At 69.8% G+C, this 13058-nt stretch carries 13 protein-coding genes, 1 tRNA gene and 1 pseudogene; 5 read left to right on the forward strand and 10 right to left on the reverse strand.

Annotation, left to right across the window (positions count from 1 at the left end; translation table 11 throughout):
* The first annotated feature begins 213 nt into the window (after positions 1-213).
* The 4 genes from pstS (at position 214) to pstB (ending at position 4138) form a co-directional block, all read left to right on the forward strand.
* Positions 214-1329, forward strand: coding sequence for a phosphate ABC transporter substrate-binding protein PstS (gene pstS / locus INP57_RS04740; RefSeq protein WP_200068828.1), 1116 nt, complete (start codon positions 214-216; stop codon positions 1327-1329).
* A 139-nt stretch (positions 1330-1468) separates the two neighbouring features.
* On the forward strand, positions 1469-2440 hold the full coding sequence (gene pstC, locus INP57_RS04745; RefSeq protein WP_307849954.1) for a phosphate ABC transporter permease subunit PstC: 972 nt from the start codon (positions 1469-1471) through the stop codon (positions 2438-2440).
* The gene (gene pstA / locus INP57_RS04750) at positions 2437-3351 is read left to right on the forward strand and encodes a phosphate ABC transporter permease PstA (protein ID WP_200068830.1); all 915 of its coding nucleotides are present in this window, start codon (positions 2437-2439) and stop codon (positions 3349-3351) included. The genes pstC and pstA overlap by 4 nt, the downstream gene beginning before the upstream one ends.
* Before the next feature lie 10 nt (positions 3352-3361).
* Positions 3362-4138, forward strand: coding sequence for a phosphate ABC transporter ATP-binding protein PstB (gene pstB / locus INP57_RS04755; protein WP_200068831.1), 777 nt, complete (start codon positions 3362-3364; stop codon positions 4136-4138).
* Between the two features lie 63 nt (positions 4139-4201).
* On the opposite strand, the gene INP57_RS04760 is transcribed toward pstB, so the two are convergent.
* The 6 genes from INP57_RS04760 to dusB all read right to left on the reverse strand — a co-directional run bounded on the left by INP57_RS04760 (position 4202) and on the right by dusB (position 10909).
* Positions 4202-5059 (reverse strand): helix-turn-helix domain-containing protein, encoded by an 858-nt coding sequence (locus INP57_RS04760; protein WP_295146041.1) that lies wholly within the window; start codon positions 5057-5059, stop codon positions 4202-4204.
* 266 nt (positions 5060-5325) lie between these two features.
* A complete protein-coding gene (gene phoU, locus INP57_RS04765; protein WP_200068832.1) occupies positions 5326-5976 on the reverse strand; it encodes a phosphate signaling complex protein PhoU in 651 nt (216 codons plus the stop codon).
* A 271-nt stretch (positions 5977-6247) separates the two neighbouring features.
* Positions 6248-7909, reverse strand: coding sequence for a hypothetical protein (locus INP57_RS04770; protein ID WP_200068833.1), 1662 nt, complete (start codon positions 7907-7909; stop codon positions 6248-6250).
* 247 nt (positions 7910-8156) lie between these two features.
* Positions 8157-9044 (reverse strand): GGDEF domain-containing protein, encoded by an 888-nt coding sequence (locus INP57_RS04775; RefSeq protein WP_200068834.1) that lies wholly within the window; start codon positions 9042-9044, stop codon positions 8157-8159.
* Positions 9045-9309: 265 nt separating this feature from the next.
* Entirely contained in the window at positions 9310-9738 is a 429-nt protein-coding gene (locus INP57_RS04780) for a hypothetical protein (protein ID WP_200068835.1), read from the reverse strand.
* 7 nt (positions 9739-9745) lie between these two features.
* A complete protein-coding gene (gene dusB, locus INP57_RS04785) occupies positions 9746-10909 on the reverse strand; it encodes a tRNA dihydrouridine synthase DusB (protein WP_200068836.1) in 1164 nt (387 codons plus the stop codon).
* A 114-nt stretch (positions 10910-11023) separates the two neighbouring features.
* On the opposite strand from dusB, the gene INP57_RS04790 reads away from it, so the two are divergent.
* Positions 11024-11096 (forward strand) — tRNA-Lys (locus INP57_RS04790).
* Positions 11097-11431: 335 nt separating this feature from the next.
* On the opposite strand, the gene INP57_RS04795 is transcribed toward INP57_RS04790, so the two are convergent.
* From INP57_RS04795 to INP57_RS04805, 4 genes and pseudogenes are all read right to left on the reverse strand, one after another.
* The gene (locus INP57_RS04795) at positions 11432-11779 is read right to left on the reverse strand and encodes a VOC family protein (RefSeq protein WP_200068837.1); all 348 of its coding nucleotides are present in this window, start codon (positions 11777-11779) and stop codon (positions 11432-11434) included.
* Positions 11780-11864: 85 nt separating this feature from the next.
* Positions 11865-12662, reverse strand: coding sequence for an alpha/beta hydrolase (locus tag INP57_RS04800; RefSeq protein WP_200068838.1), 798 nt, complete (start codon positions 12660-12662; stop codon positions 11865-11867).
* A 38-nt stretch (positions 12663-12700) separates the two neighbouring features.
* A pseudogene (locus tag INP57_RS29345) lies at positions 12701-12796 on the reverse strand (MBL fold metallo-hydrolase); the annotation flags it as partial.
* Positions 12778-13053, reverse strand: a complete 276-nt coding sequence (locus tag INP57_RS04805) for a maltose acetyltransferase domain-containing protein (RefSeq protein WP_307849912.1) — start codon at positions 13051-13053, stop codon at positions 12778-12780. The pseudogene INP57_RS29345 and the gene INP57_RS04805, both read right to left, overlap by 19 nt.
* Positions 13054-13058 lie beyond the last annotated feature (5 nt).

A 13058-nucleotide genomic window follows, 5' to 3' on the forward strand; every position in this document is an offset into this window, starting at 1 on the left:
GCCTGCCGGGCTCCGGGAGATCACTCGGAGCAAACGACAGGATCACGGCGAAATGACCTGTCACCCGTTGGTACGTGGCGCTGCTTACTTAGCGTGCCATGTTCACTTCTCGTTCACCTTGTGCACGGTGGCAGTCCACTCCGGCTGCTTAGCGTTCGGATACGAGCGGCAGCGCGCCGCGTCCACGATGTTTCCCTTTGCTGGAGGAACGAAGTGAAGATGAAGCGGCACACTGCTGCGCTCGGCTTCCTCGCGGCGGGCACGCTCGTGCTCACCGCCTGCGGCAGTGACCAGAACATCCCGCAGAACGAGGTCAATCCGGCGCTGGCCGGTTTGAACGTGGAGTGCGGCACCAAGCCGGTCTCGGCCGAGGGCTCGTCGGCGCAGAAGAACGCGATGGACGTCTTCGCGCGCGACTACAGCGTCAAGTGTCCCGGCCAGGAGCTGCGCTACACCAAGTCCGGTTCCGGGAAGGGCGTCTCCGCCTTCAACTCCGGGCAGATCGACTTCGGCGGCTCCGACTCGCCGCTGGACGCAGAGGAGGGCGAGGTCGCCAAGGCCGCCCAGCGCTGCCAGAACAACCCGGCCTGGAACATCCCGATGGTCTTCGGGCCGATCGCGATGTCCTACAACCTGCCCGGCGTTGGCGACCTGACGCTCAACGCCGACGTCGTCGCGAAGATGTACCAGGGCCAGATCAAGAAGTGGAACGATCCGGCGGTCGCGGCGCTCAACCCGGGCAAGCAGCTGCCCGCCATCGACGTCGTGCCGTTCTACCGCTCCGACGAGTCCGGTACCTCGGACAACTTCCAGAAGTACCTCAAGACCGCCACCGGCGGCGCCTGGCAGGGCGAGGGCAAGCAGTTCAAGGCCGGCCCCGGTGTCGGCCAGGGCAAGGAAGGCAGCGACCAGGTCGCGCAGTCGGTGCAGTCCACTCCGGGCGGCATCAGCTACATCGAGTGGTCCTTCCCGAAGAACCTCGGCCTGGGCATCGCCAAGATCGACAGCGGCTCCGGTCCGGTGGACCTCAACACCGGCACCGTCGGCAAGGCCATCGAAGAGGCCAAGATCGAGGGCCAGGGCAACGACCTGCGGGTGGACCTGGAATCGATCTACGGCAACAAGGACGCCGGTGTTTACCCGATCGTGCTGAACACCTACGAGATCGTCTGCTCGAAGGGGTACGACCCGGAGACCGCCAAGGGCGTCAAGGCCGCGCTGACCGTCGCCGCCAACGCGAACCCCGCGGACCTGGAGAAGGCCGGCTACGTGCCGCTGCCTACCAAGTTCAAGGAGAAGGTGACGAACGCGGTCAACGCGATCTCCTGACGCTGAACCTCCGCACGAGCGACGAAGTGAGAGGCTGCGAGCAGCAGTGACCGACTCGACCGACGAACGCTCCGCGGGCACCGGTACAGCCGGTGCCCGCGAGGGCGAGCCGGCAGCCAGTTCCGGACCGGAGGCCCCCATTACCGCTCCCGAAGCACCCGCCGCGGACGCGCCCAGGAGGGTCGTCCGCATCGGCGACCGCGTGTTCCAGTCCCTGGCCACCGGTTCGGGGGTCTTCATCGTCGCGCTGATCGCGGCGGTGGGGATCTTCCTGCTGGTGCGGGCGCTGCCTTCGTTGCAGGCCGACCAGGTGAACTTCCTGTTCAGCCGGGTCTGGGACACCAGCGACCCGCAGAGCCTGAGCTTCGGCATCGCCGACCTCGCCTGGGTCACGGTGGCCAGTTCGCTGGTCGCGCTGGTGCTGGCGATGCCCGTTTCCTGCGGCATCGCCCTGTTCCTGACCCACTACTCGCCGCGCTCGCTGGCGCGCCCGTTCGCCTACATCGTCGATCTGCTGGCCGCGGTGCCGTCGGTGGTCTACGGCCTGTGGGGCATCACGGTGCTGGCCCCGGTGCTCAAGCCGGTCGCGGTCTGGCTGAACACCAACCTCGGCTGGGTGCCGATCTTCGCGGCGGGCAACGTGCCCGCGGACAGCGGCTCGAACATCTTCACCGCGGGGATCGTGCTGGCGGTGATGATCCTGCCGACGATCACCGGCGTCACCCGCGAGGTATTCCAGCGCACCCCAACCGCGCAGATCGAAGGCGCGCAGGCGCTGGGCGCAACCCGGTGGGAGGTCGTGCGCACCACGGTGTGGCCGTTCGGCCGCAACGGCTTCATCGGCGGCTCGATGCTCGGCCTCGGTCGCGCGCTGGGTGAAACGGTCGCGCTGACGATCATCCTCAGCGGCGTCAACATCGGGCCGAACTACAGCATCTTCGACGCCGGCGCCACGTTCGCCTCGAAGATCGCCCTCGGATCCAACGAGTTCAACAACAACATGCAGGTCGGTGCCTACATCTCGGCCGGGCTTGTGCTGTTCATCCTCACGTTCGTGGTGAACGCGCTCGCGCGGTGGATCGAGAACGCCAGCGGCGAGGGGAAAGCATGAGAACGGACACCGCTGACGTCGAACGGCCCGCCACCGCGCCCGCGTTCCAACACCTCGGGTTCGGGCGGAAGCTGAAGAACAACCTGGCGACGGTGGTGTTCACCGGCGCGTTCGTGATCGCCGTGATCCCGCTGCTGTGGGTCCTGTTCACGCTGGTGCAGAAGGGCGCGGCACCGCTGCTGCGGCCGGACTGGTGGAGCCACTCGTTCAACGGGCTCACCGCGAACGACACCAACGGCGGCATCTACCACGCGCTGGTCGGCACGGTGCTCGAAGGGCTCGTGTGCGCCATCATCGCGGTGCCGCTGGGCGTGCTGGTCGGGATCTACCTGATCGAGTACGGCCAGGACTCGCGGTTCGCGAAGATCACGACGTTCACCGTGGACATCCTCAGCGGCCTGCCGTCCATCGTGGCCGGCCTGTTCATCTACGCGCTGTGGATCACCACGTTCGGGTTCAGCAAGAGCGGCTTCGCGGTGGCGCTGTCGCTGGTGCTGCTGATGGTGCCGGTGGTCGTGCGGGTCACCGAGACGATGCTGCTGATCGTCCCGGACGAGCTGCGCGAAGCCTCCTACGCGCTGGGCGTGCCCAAGTGGAAGACGATCGTGAAGATCGTGCTGCCCACCGCGCTGTCCGGCATCCTCACCGGCATCATGCTCGGCCTCGCCCGGGTGCTGGGCGAGACCGCGCCGCTGCTGATCCTGGTGGGCTACGCGAAGGCCATCAGCTTCAACCTCTTCGAGGGCGAACTGGCCTCGCTGCCGCTGGTGATCTACACCGAGCGCGCCACCGGGACCGCAGCGGGCGACGCCCGCGTCTGGGGCGCCGCGCTGACCCTCGTGCTCATCATCATGCTGATCAACCTCGCGGCGACGCTGCTGTCGAGGCTGTTCGCCGTCAAGACCAAGTAGGGCGGATCCCATGGCCAAGCGTCTCGATATCAAGGACCTGAACCTCTACTACGGCAAGTTCCACGCCGTGCAGGACGCGACGTTGCAGGTCCCGGCCCGCAGCGTCACCGCGTTCATCGGACCGTCGGGTTGCGGAAAGTCCACCGTGCTGCGGTCGCTGAACCGGATGCACGAGGTCATCGCCGGTGCCCGCGTCGACGGCAAGGTGCTGCTCGACGGGGAGGACATCTACGGCGCCGGGGTCGACCCGGTGCAGGTGCGCCGCACGATCGGCATGGTGTTCCAGCGGCCGAACCCGTTCCCCACGATGTCCATCCGGGACAACGTGGTAGCCGGGCTGAAGCTGTCCGGGCAGAAGAACAAGAAGCAGCTCGACGACATCGCCGAGCGGGCGCTGCGCGGCGCCAACCTGTGGGAAGAGGTCAAGGACCGGCTGGGCAAGCCCGGCGGCGGCCTCTCCGGCGGTCAGCAGCAGCGGCTGTGCATCGCCCGCGCCATCGCGGTGCAGCCGGACGTGCTGCTGATGGACGAGCCCTGCTCAGCGCTGGACCCGATCTCCACGCTGGCGATCGAGGACCTGATCGCCACGCTGAAGCAGGAGTACACGATCGTCATCGTCACCCACAACATGCAGCAGGCGGCGCGGGTCAGCGACCAGACCGCGTTCTTCAACCTGCGCGCCGTGGGCGAGCCGGGCGAGCTGGTGGAGATCGACGAGACCGGGCGGATCTTCTCCAACCCCAGCCAGAAGGCCACCGAGGACTACATCTCCGGTCGCTTCGGCTGAGCGGGTTACACCCGGCGGGCCGGCCTCCCAGCGGGGGCCGGCCCGCGGTCGTTTCCGGGGTGGTCAGCTCTGCCAGTCGTCGGCGACGCTGGAGATGAACGCGCTGGATTCCTTCGGGGGCAGCGCGGCGGAGCAGACCCGCTCGAAGGCCGCCAGGTAGTCCGCGGTGTCGGCGGTCTTGTCCAGGAAGCGCGAGCCGGTCCGGTCGCCGACGTGCACCACCTGCGGGTCCGCGTCGTCCGGGAACGAGAACACCGAGATCCGCTCGCCCATCAGCGGGTGCCCGCCCAGCCCGAACGGCAGCACCTGGATGGTCACGTTGCGCCGGTACCCCATCAGCACGAGGTGCTCCAGCTGCTGGCGCATCACTGCGGGCCCGCCGATCGAGCGGCGCAATGCAGCTTCGTCCAGCACCGCCCACAGCTCGAGCGGTTCGTTGCCCAGCAGCCGCTGCTGCCGCGTCGCGGTGACGGTGAGCCGTTCCTGGCTCTCGGCGTCGGCGGGTTCGCGCAGTTCGCTGCCGAGCAGCGCGCCGTTGTAGTCCGCGGTCTGCAGCAGTTCCGGGATGGGGTCGGCGCCGAAGCAGCTGACCGCTTTGGCCGCGGTCTCCAGACCGAGGTGCGTTTCGAAGCCGGGGCGCTGCGCGGTCGTGGGGTACTGCTGCCACCACCCGCGCTCCTTCGAGCCCTGGGCGAGGTCGATCAGTTCGCCGGTCCGCTCGCCGGGGGCGCCGTAGAACTCGGCCATCAGCCGCACGTCCGAGGTGCGCACCGGCACTCGGCCCAGCTCGATCTGGCTGATCTTGCCCTGCGAGCAGTCCAGGTGCGCGGCGACCTCGCGGTGGGTGCGGCCGGCGGCTTCGCGCAACTTGCGCAGTTCGCTGCCGAGCCTGCGGCGGTGCACGGTCGGGCTGTTATGCACCCCGGACCTCCCGCGGCTCGGCGGCGGGGACGGAGTTCGGTACATCGCTGGTGCTCACGATCCCGACGATCGCACACGTCAGTTGATCGACCCGGTGCTGAGACCGAGTATTAATACGTCGGTTGCCGATTCGGCGCCGTTCCGGACGAATCCGTGATCCGCCGATCACCCGCCGCGACTGCGACTCGCGCGACAGCCGCCGCGCGCTGCACCCGCTCAAGTGAACGCCGCCCCGCGGAACGCGGGGCGGCGTCGGAGATGCACGGTCAGCTGGTGGTGGGCATGCTGCCGGTAACGGTGAACACCACCCGGCGCGCCACCGCGACCGCGTGGTCGGCGAACCGCTCGTAGAACCGGCCAAGCAGGGTCACGTCGACGGCCGCGGCAACGCCGTGCGACCAGTCCGAACCCATCATCACGCTGAACAGGTGCCGGTGCAGATCGTCCATGGCGTCGTCGGCGTTCTCCAGATCCCGGGCGGCATCGACGTCCTGGGAGCGGATCACCTGCGCCGCCCGCCCGGCCAGGTCGACCGCGACCCGGCCCATCTCGTCGAAGTACGGCTGCACCGGCTCCGGCAGCACCGGTTGCGGGTGCCTGCGCCGGGCCGCCTTCGCGACGTGCAGCGCGAGGTCGCCCATGCGCTCCATGTCCTCGGCGGCGTGGATGGTGGAGATCACCGTGCGCAGATCGCCCGCGACCGGTGCCTGCAGCGCCAGCAGGCCGAACGCCTGCTCCTCGGCACGCGCGCGCACGTCGTCGACCTGCACGTCTTCCTCGATGACCTGCTCGGCCAGGGTCAGGTCGGCCTCCAGCAGCGCACGCGTGGCGCGTTCCATCGCCGTTCCGACCATGGTGGACATCGAGGCGAGTTCCTCGGCGAGCTCGCCGAGCTGTTCCTGGTAAGCCTCACGCATGTCGGTCACCCTACTTCCGGCAAGAATCGGACAAGACGCACGACGGTGAACCGGTGGTGAACGAACATGATGCCGCCGTTCGTCCGGGCGCGCACCGCTCACCAGCGGTGTTCGGGTCGATGCGCTCGGTTCCGCCGCGGCGGCGGTGCCGCGGCCCGCGCTCCGCAGCCCGCCGTTCGTCCGTGGCCGATCCCGCCGCTACCAGCGTCGCACCCCGCTCCACCGCGGCCAACCACCGCCCGGCCCAGGTCCGGCTGGGAAGATCGACCGCCTACGCGATCAGCCCGATGCCGGTCACCACGCAGATGATCAGGACCGCGGCCACCGCGGCGACCTGCCAGGTGCGTTTGCTGCGGCGCTTGCGCTGCTCCTTCTTCCAGTCCATCCGGGAGGCGCCCGCGTCGCGGCCTTCGACGAAGTCGAACGGCATGTCGCGGCCGAGCTCGGGCTCCTTGCGCATCCCGAACAGCCAGGAGAGCTTCTTGCGGCGCTCGGCTTCCTCTTCGGCGATCTGGTCGTGCACGGCGGAGAACCTGGCCAGCGTCGCGTCGATCTGGCGGACCTCGTCATCGTCGTCCTCGACGAACTCGTCGTCGTCCTCGTCGAGGACCGGGGCGGCGACCATCGTCTCGTCGTTGTCCGGCTGCGGGACCGGGGCGACGGTGGTCTGCTCCGCCGGTCCGTCGGCGGGTTCTTCGGCGGGCACCGCCGGGTGCTGAGCGGTCGCCTCGGGATCTCCGGACGGAGCGGACGGGGCGGGCCGCCCGGGTCGGCCGGCGGGACGGCCGGGCGCGGCCGGTCGGCCCGAGCCGCTCTGGTCCGGCTTGCGCTGCGGCTTGGCGGGCTCGCCGGAGAGCGCCTGGGTGATCTTGGTCGATTGGTCGTTCGGCGCAGCGGGCGCGCTGGGCGCTGCGGACGGCGGTGGCGGCGTGGCCTGCGGCCGCTGCTCCTGCGGAGGCCGCTGCGCTGGTCCGGGAGCGGGGCGACCCGGCTGCGGCGGCGCGGGCGGCGGTGTGGCCGTCCGCGCTTCCGTTGCGTTCGGCTCGGCGGCTGCGGGAGTGCCGTTGCGCGGTTCCTGCGGGGGCTGCGGACGCGGTTGCTGCGCCGGACCGGGCTGCGGCGCAGCGGGCGGCATCTGGGCCGGCCGCGCCGGGGCTTGCGGCGCCGGTGGTGCCTGCGACGCGGGCTGGTTGCCGCGGGGCTCCGGATACCTGCCGGTTCCGGGCCGCGACGGTGCGGGCGGGCGCGCGTGCCCTGCAGGCGGACGCGACGGGGATTCCGGCGGCGGTGTCCAGTCCGCGCGCCGCTCCGACGGCGGACCGTTGCGGGACTGGCGGCTCCGCGCCGGTGCTTGCGGCGGCCCGGGGTGGCTGCCGTTCTGCTGCGGACCGGGCTGCTGCCCGTTCTGCCCGTGGTGCGGAGCGCCGAGCTGCTGCTGCCCGTTCTGCTGGTACCCGTCCGGCTGGGGGTCGTGCTGCGGAGATCCGTGTTGCGGAGCTCCTGGCTGCATCCCGTGCTGCGGCCCGGCCGACCGACGCGGCGGCGCCTCCGGCGGCTGTGCGCCGTTCTGCGGCGGGCCGGCGGGCGCCTGCGAACCGTTCCGCGCGAACTCGCCGGACGGAGTCTCGGGCGGCCGCGAGCCGTTCCGGGATCCCGAAGGTTGCGAGGGTTGCGCCGGAGGCGCGGAGCGTGACCGCCTACCGCCTCCGCCGTCCGACTGCTCCGGTTCGGCGGCCCTGCGGTGCGAGCCGGTGCCCGCACTGGGCGCCTTGCCGTGCTTGTTGAGCAGGTCGAGGACTCGCGTCCCGCCGGTTCCGTCGTCGCCTAACGCGCGGCGCCTGCGGCCGGCCTGCGGGCTGTCGCCCTCGTCTGCCGCCCCTGCTGGGTCGGGACTCTGGTGCCCATGCTGGCCGTGCCGGGGGTCCTGCGGCACCTGTGTTCCCTCCCCACCGTCGAGCTCGTCGGTGTCGTCGTTGGTGTTGGGCGTCAGCGGCCGACCCCCCGAAGCCGTATCGCCGAACGCTGCCGAGATAGTACGGCCGATCGCCCGAACTGACGATAGTGGGCGACAATTTCTTCACAATAAGTGCACGAAGCAACAGCTGCCCTAGGCCGAGCTCGCTAACTGTGATAGGTAGCGTGACCGGCGGAAATACGGTCCGTGCCGGATTCCTGGCCGTTCAGTGCCCGAGGGCGTGCGCGCCTGCGCCGGAGTGCTGGTCACTGCTGCGCCCGGCGATGTGCACCTCGTTCCCGGTGCGGTAGGCGACCGCGTTGCGGCCGGACTGCTTCGCCGCGTACAGCAGCGCGTCGGCGCCGATGAGCTGCTGTTCCGCGGTGTCCTCGGCGCATTCGTGGCCGGTGTCGGGAACGTGGGCCATGCCGATGCTGACGGTGACGCGCAGCCCGGGCGCCATCTGTGACCAAGGAAACCGCTCGATCCGGATGCGTGCCGCCTCACACACCGCGAGCGCGCGTGCGGCGTCGATGGTCGGCAGCACCAGCACGAACTCCTCGCCGCCGTAGCGGGCGCAGAACGCGCCCGAGGGCAGCGCCTCTTGCAGCAGCTCGACGACGCGCTGCAGCACGCGATCTCCGAGCAGGTGCCCGTAGGTGTCGTTGACCTGCTTGAACCAGTCCAGGTCGACCAGGCCGACGGCGAGCCCGCCGGTGCCGGTCACCGCGAGCAGGTCGGCCAGCCGCTCGTCCAGGTAGCGGCGGTTGTAGCTGGCGGTGAGGCTGTCCCGCAGGCTCTGCTCGCGGGCTTCGGCGTGCTCCTTGCGCAGCCGGTTGACCTCGTGCCGCAGCTGTTCCGGAACGCGCGGGGTGTCCTGGGTGGACAGCAGGTCGAGCGCGGAACGCAGGTGGTGGTAGGCCTGCCGCCACTGACCGCGCGAGGCCAGCAGCGCAGCGATGGACTCGTGCAGCTCCACCATGCCGCCCTCGCTGGCCAGGTCCTGGCGGGTGCGCCGCGGCCCGAACTCCGGCGGTGCGGCCGGGCACCACGCCCGCGCGACGTCTTCGCGCAGCGGATCGGGTCCGGCGAAACCGTCGCGCGGTCCGGTCATCGCTGTCACCTCCCGTCCGTGGTGTCGTCGGCTGCGGCGGGTGCCTTGAGGCGCCGGGACGCGGGCATCTTGTAATTCGCTCATCCGGCTTACCAGCCTTTGCTCCGAATTGGTGAGCGCTTCTCACGTCGTCGGGCTGTCTTGGTGTGTACCGGGCCGTGCGGGCCGGTGGAAGCGAAACGGCGCGGCCCCACCCGCACGGAGGAGCCGAGCAGTTTGTGTTTTCTGTCACGCCGATGCAAATCGGAGGTTTCCAGTCCGCGCATCACGACCCTGATCCGCTCGGGCACGGCGCGAAACCGTGCGTCGTTCCGTCCAGCAGCACGACGTGCTGCGAGCCGACTTGCCTGCCCGTGATCGTCCCGTCCCGGCGCACCGTCACCTCCACACCGACCACGAACACCTTTCCGCGCGGCGGCCCGGCGCCGTCCGGCGAGTAGCCGGGGTCCGGGCGCAGCGTGGACAGCGCCGGCTCGAGCTGCACGGTGAGCCCGTCGAGCTCGCAGACCTGGTCGCCGAACTCGGGGTGCTGGGTCCGATCGAAGAACTCCTGCTGCGCCGCGGGTCCCTGCCGCGCGGCGGCGTTGTTCGCCGCGAAGTAATCCTGCACCTGCCGCTGCGGCGACGGCTCCTGCGGCGCCGCTGAGCATCCGGCCAGCGCGAGCGCCGCCGAGCACAGGGCGATCGTGCGCATTCCCGGCTCAGCCGCCGCTGTGGTCGATCTCAGCGCCCGCGGGGACGCAGCGGTCGTCCGGATCGTCGAGCCAGCCTTCCGGCAGCACCACCTTGCCCGCGGAGCCCTGCCGCCCGCGTGGGCCTTCCGCGTCAGCGGGAAACGGGACGTCCGGATCGAGATCGGCGAGCAGGTCGTCGAGTTCGGCCAGCGATCCGACGACGCCGGACCGATGCCGCAGGTCCGACCCGACGGGGAAGCCGCGCAGGTACTGCGCCATGTGTTTGCGCAGGTCCCGCATGCCCTTCTGCTCACCCATGTGCTCGCAGAGCAATTCGGCGTGCCTGCGCAGCACGCGGCGCACTTCGCCGAGGTTCGGCGGTTCCGGGGTGGGAAGACCGGCGAACGCGGCCTGCAGATCCCGGAACAACCACGGCCGACCGAGGCAGCCGCGGCCGACGACGACCCCGTCGCATCCGGTTTCGGACATCATCCGCAGTGCGTCGGCGGCGCTGAAGATGTCGCCGTTGCCGAGCACGGGGATGCTGCGGACGGTGTCCTTCAGATCGGCGATCGCCGACCAGTCGGCCTCCCCGGAGTAGCGCTGGGCGGCGGTTCGCCCGTGCAGGGCGACGGCCGCGGCTCCGTTCTCCTCGGCGAGGCGGCCTGCGTCGCGGTAGGTGATGTGCTCGTCGTCGATGCCGATCCGGAACTTCACCGTCACCGGGATCCCCGCCGGCTCGGCTGCGCGCACCGCGGCGGCCACGATGTCGGCGAACAGCCGCCTCTTGTACGGCAGCGCGGAGCCGCCGCCCTTGCGCGTCACCTTCGGGACGGGGCAGCCGAAGTTCATGTCCACGTGATCGGCGAGGTCCTCGTCCACGATCATCCGGACGGCTTCGCCCATGGTCTGCGGATCGACGCCGTAGAGCTGCATGGAACGCGGCCGCTCGGCCGCGTCGAACGTGATCATCTCCAGCGTCTTGGGGTGCCGTTCGACCAGCGCCCGGCTGGTGATCATCTCGCAGACGTACAGCCCCGCGCCGTACTCCCGGCACAACCTGCGGAACGCGACGTTGGTGATCCCCGCCATCGGCGCCAGCACCACCGGCGGATCGACCGGGTACGGGCCGATCCGCAACGGTGCGGCACCGGACGCGCTGGGCGCGGCGGGCAGGTCAAGAGCGGTCATCCCGCCCATTGTCCCCGACCCGACCCGATCACCGGCAGCAGCCGTACGTTCCCGGGCGACGACCTCCCGCCCGCGCCCCACAAGATCGCCGCGTGCTTGTAGGCTGACCCGGACGGGGCGTTAGCTCAACTGGCAGAGCAACGGACTTTTAATCCGTGGGTTCTGGGTTCGATCCCCAGGCGCCCCACGAGGCGGTGCATGCTGCTGGCCGCAGCTGCGGTTTCGCCGTTGCCCGTTGTGTTGGTCGCGGGGCCTAGCCCCCGCGGCCCCCAAGGTGCGGTGGCCGATTTCCGTCGGCTCCGCACCGCTTTTTTGTTCCCGGACTGCTCTTTGGGTCAGCCTTCCGGTGCTAACAGCGTTGGCCGAGGTATTCGTGTTCTGAAGCGTCAGGTCCACAACAAACCCAGTTCACAGGGGTCGGGTTGGCGGTTTCCGAAGCCGGTTGCCTTTTTCGGAACTGCTCCGCAGAGTCCACGAAAGTCAGCGCGGCAGGGTTCGCCCGGGAAACCACGAAACGGGTCACTAGCCGGTGATGCAGAACTCATTGCCGTCCGGATCGGTCAACACGGTCCACACCAGATTTAGACCCGGTGGGCGCTGTTCACCTTGGAGCGCGGCTCCCAAGTCGACCAAGCGCTGTACCGCGACGTCGCGGGATTCTCCGTGGATGTCGAAATGGACACGATTCTTGCCGATGTGTGACTCGGGAACGCGCTGCAGGCCAAGGGTGACCGGCGATCCTCGGCGTCCGAGCAAGACGAACGAGCCGTGGTCCTCCAGCACGTCCATCTCCAGAGCTCGCGTCCAGAATTCGGCCAATCGTTGTGGGTTTTCACAGTTGATAACCACGTTGTGGATGTCGAGCGTCATCGAGCCAGCGTGGCAGCACTACGCCAGCTCGGCGACACTGTTACCCCGTCATCTGGAGCTGCAGCGGTTTTCGCCGCGGTCCGGGTCAGGTCGCGCTGCGGGCGACTCGGTCGAGCTGTGCGAGCGCGGCCGCCCACCCCGGACCGGCAGGGTCGATGAGCGCGAAGTGGTCGGCGCCCGGGACCCGGACGAGTTCGACATCGTCTCCGGCGGTCCGGGCCGCGGTGGCGTAAGCATCGCTGATCTCGGGGGCGACGTTGACGTCCGCATCGCCGTGCACGACGCCTTGGGGCACGCCGAGCGGGAGTCGCTGCGCCGGGGAGGTGACTGCGTACCGGTCGGGGTGCTGTTGCGGGGTGCCACCGAGCAATTCGGCACTGGCATGGCTGCCTTGCTCGAGCTGTTCCGCCAACCGCAGGTCGGCGAGCCCAGCCAGGTCGACCACTCCGACCGGCCGCACGATCGGCTCCGCGCCGGGCGCCCCGGGTGGGAGTCCCGCACGGGCGGCCGTCCAAAGCGCCAGCTGGCCACCGGCGGAGTGGCCCACCGACACGAGACGCCCGAGGTCGAGGGGATAGCGCTCGGCGAGCAGGCTGAGGTGGTCGACGCCGGTGGCCACGTCCCGGAAGGTGGCGGGCCAGCCCCCACCGGCGCCCACTCGGCGGTACTCGAGGTTCCATGCCGCCCATCCGCGCCTGGCCAGATCGGCACACAGCTCGTCCATCAGGGCACGGGTGAAGTACGCCCGCCAATAGCCGCCGTGCAGCACGACCGCGACCGGATGGGGGCCGGAGCCCTCGGGCAGCCACAGATCGCCGACGTGGTCGTCCTCGGGCCCGTAGTGGTAGAGCACTGGGCCGGGCTCACCCTGTCCGCCTGTCACGCCGGATCCCTCCGTTTGCTTGCCGTGCCGGCCCTTCATGCGGCTCCTGCGTGCAAGAGCCAGCCGGTGTCGATGGCGACTCCGACATGTCCGCGAGTGTGCCCTGCCGGTGCGGTCAACAGGATCGGCGGAGGTCGTCGACAGGGGCGCCGATGCTGATCCGGAAACCGTAGCTGCACTGGAAGCGCGGGAGCACTGCCGCGCCGGAGCCCAGCTCGCCGAGCAGGTCGGTCAGGATCCGGTCCCGCTCGGAATCGTCATCCGCGCCCGTCGCGTTGAACCGGTCGAGCAGTCGCCAGCAGCGTCGCCGGTCCGCGGCCAGGTCGGGTTCGTCGAGGTACCACTCACCGCGCAGCATCCGGTCCTTTTGTTCGCCCATGCAATCGATCATGGCAG

Source organism: Saccharopolyspora galaxeae, assembly GCF_016526145.1.
In the GTDB taxonomy this organism is placed as follows: domain Bacteria; phylum Actinomycetota; class Actinomycetes; order Mycobacteriales; family Pseudonocardiaceae; genus Saccharopolyspora_C; species Saccharopolyspora_C galaxeae.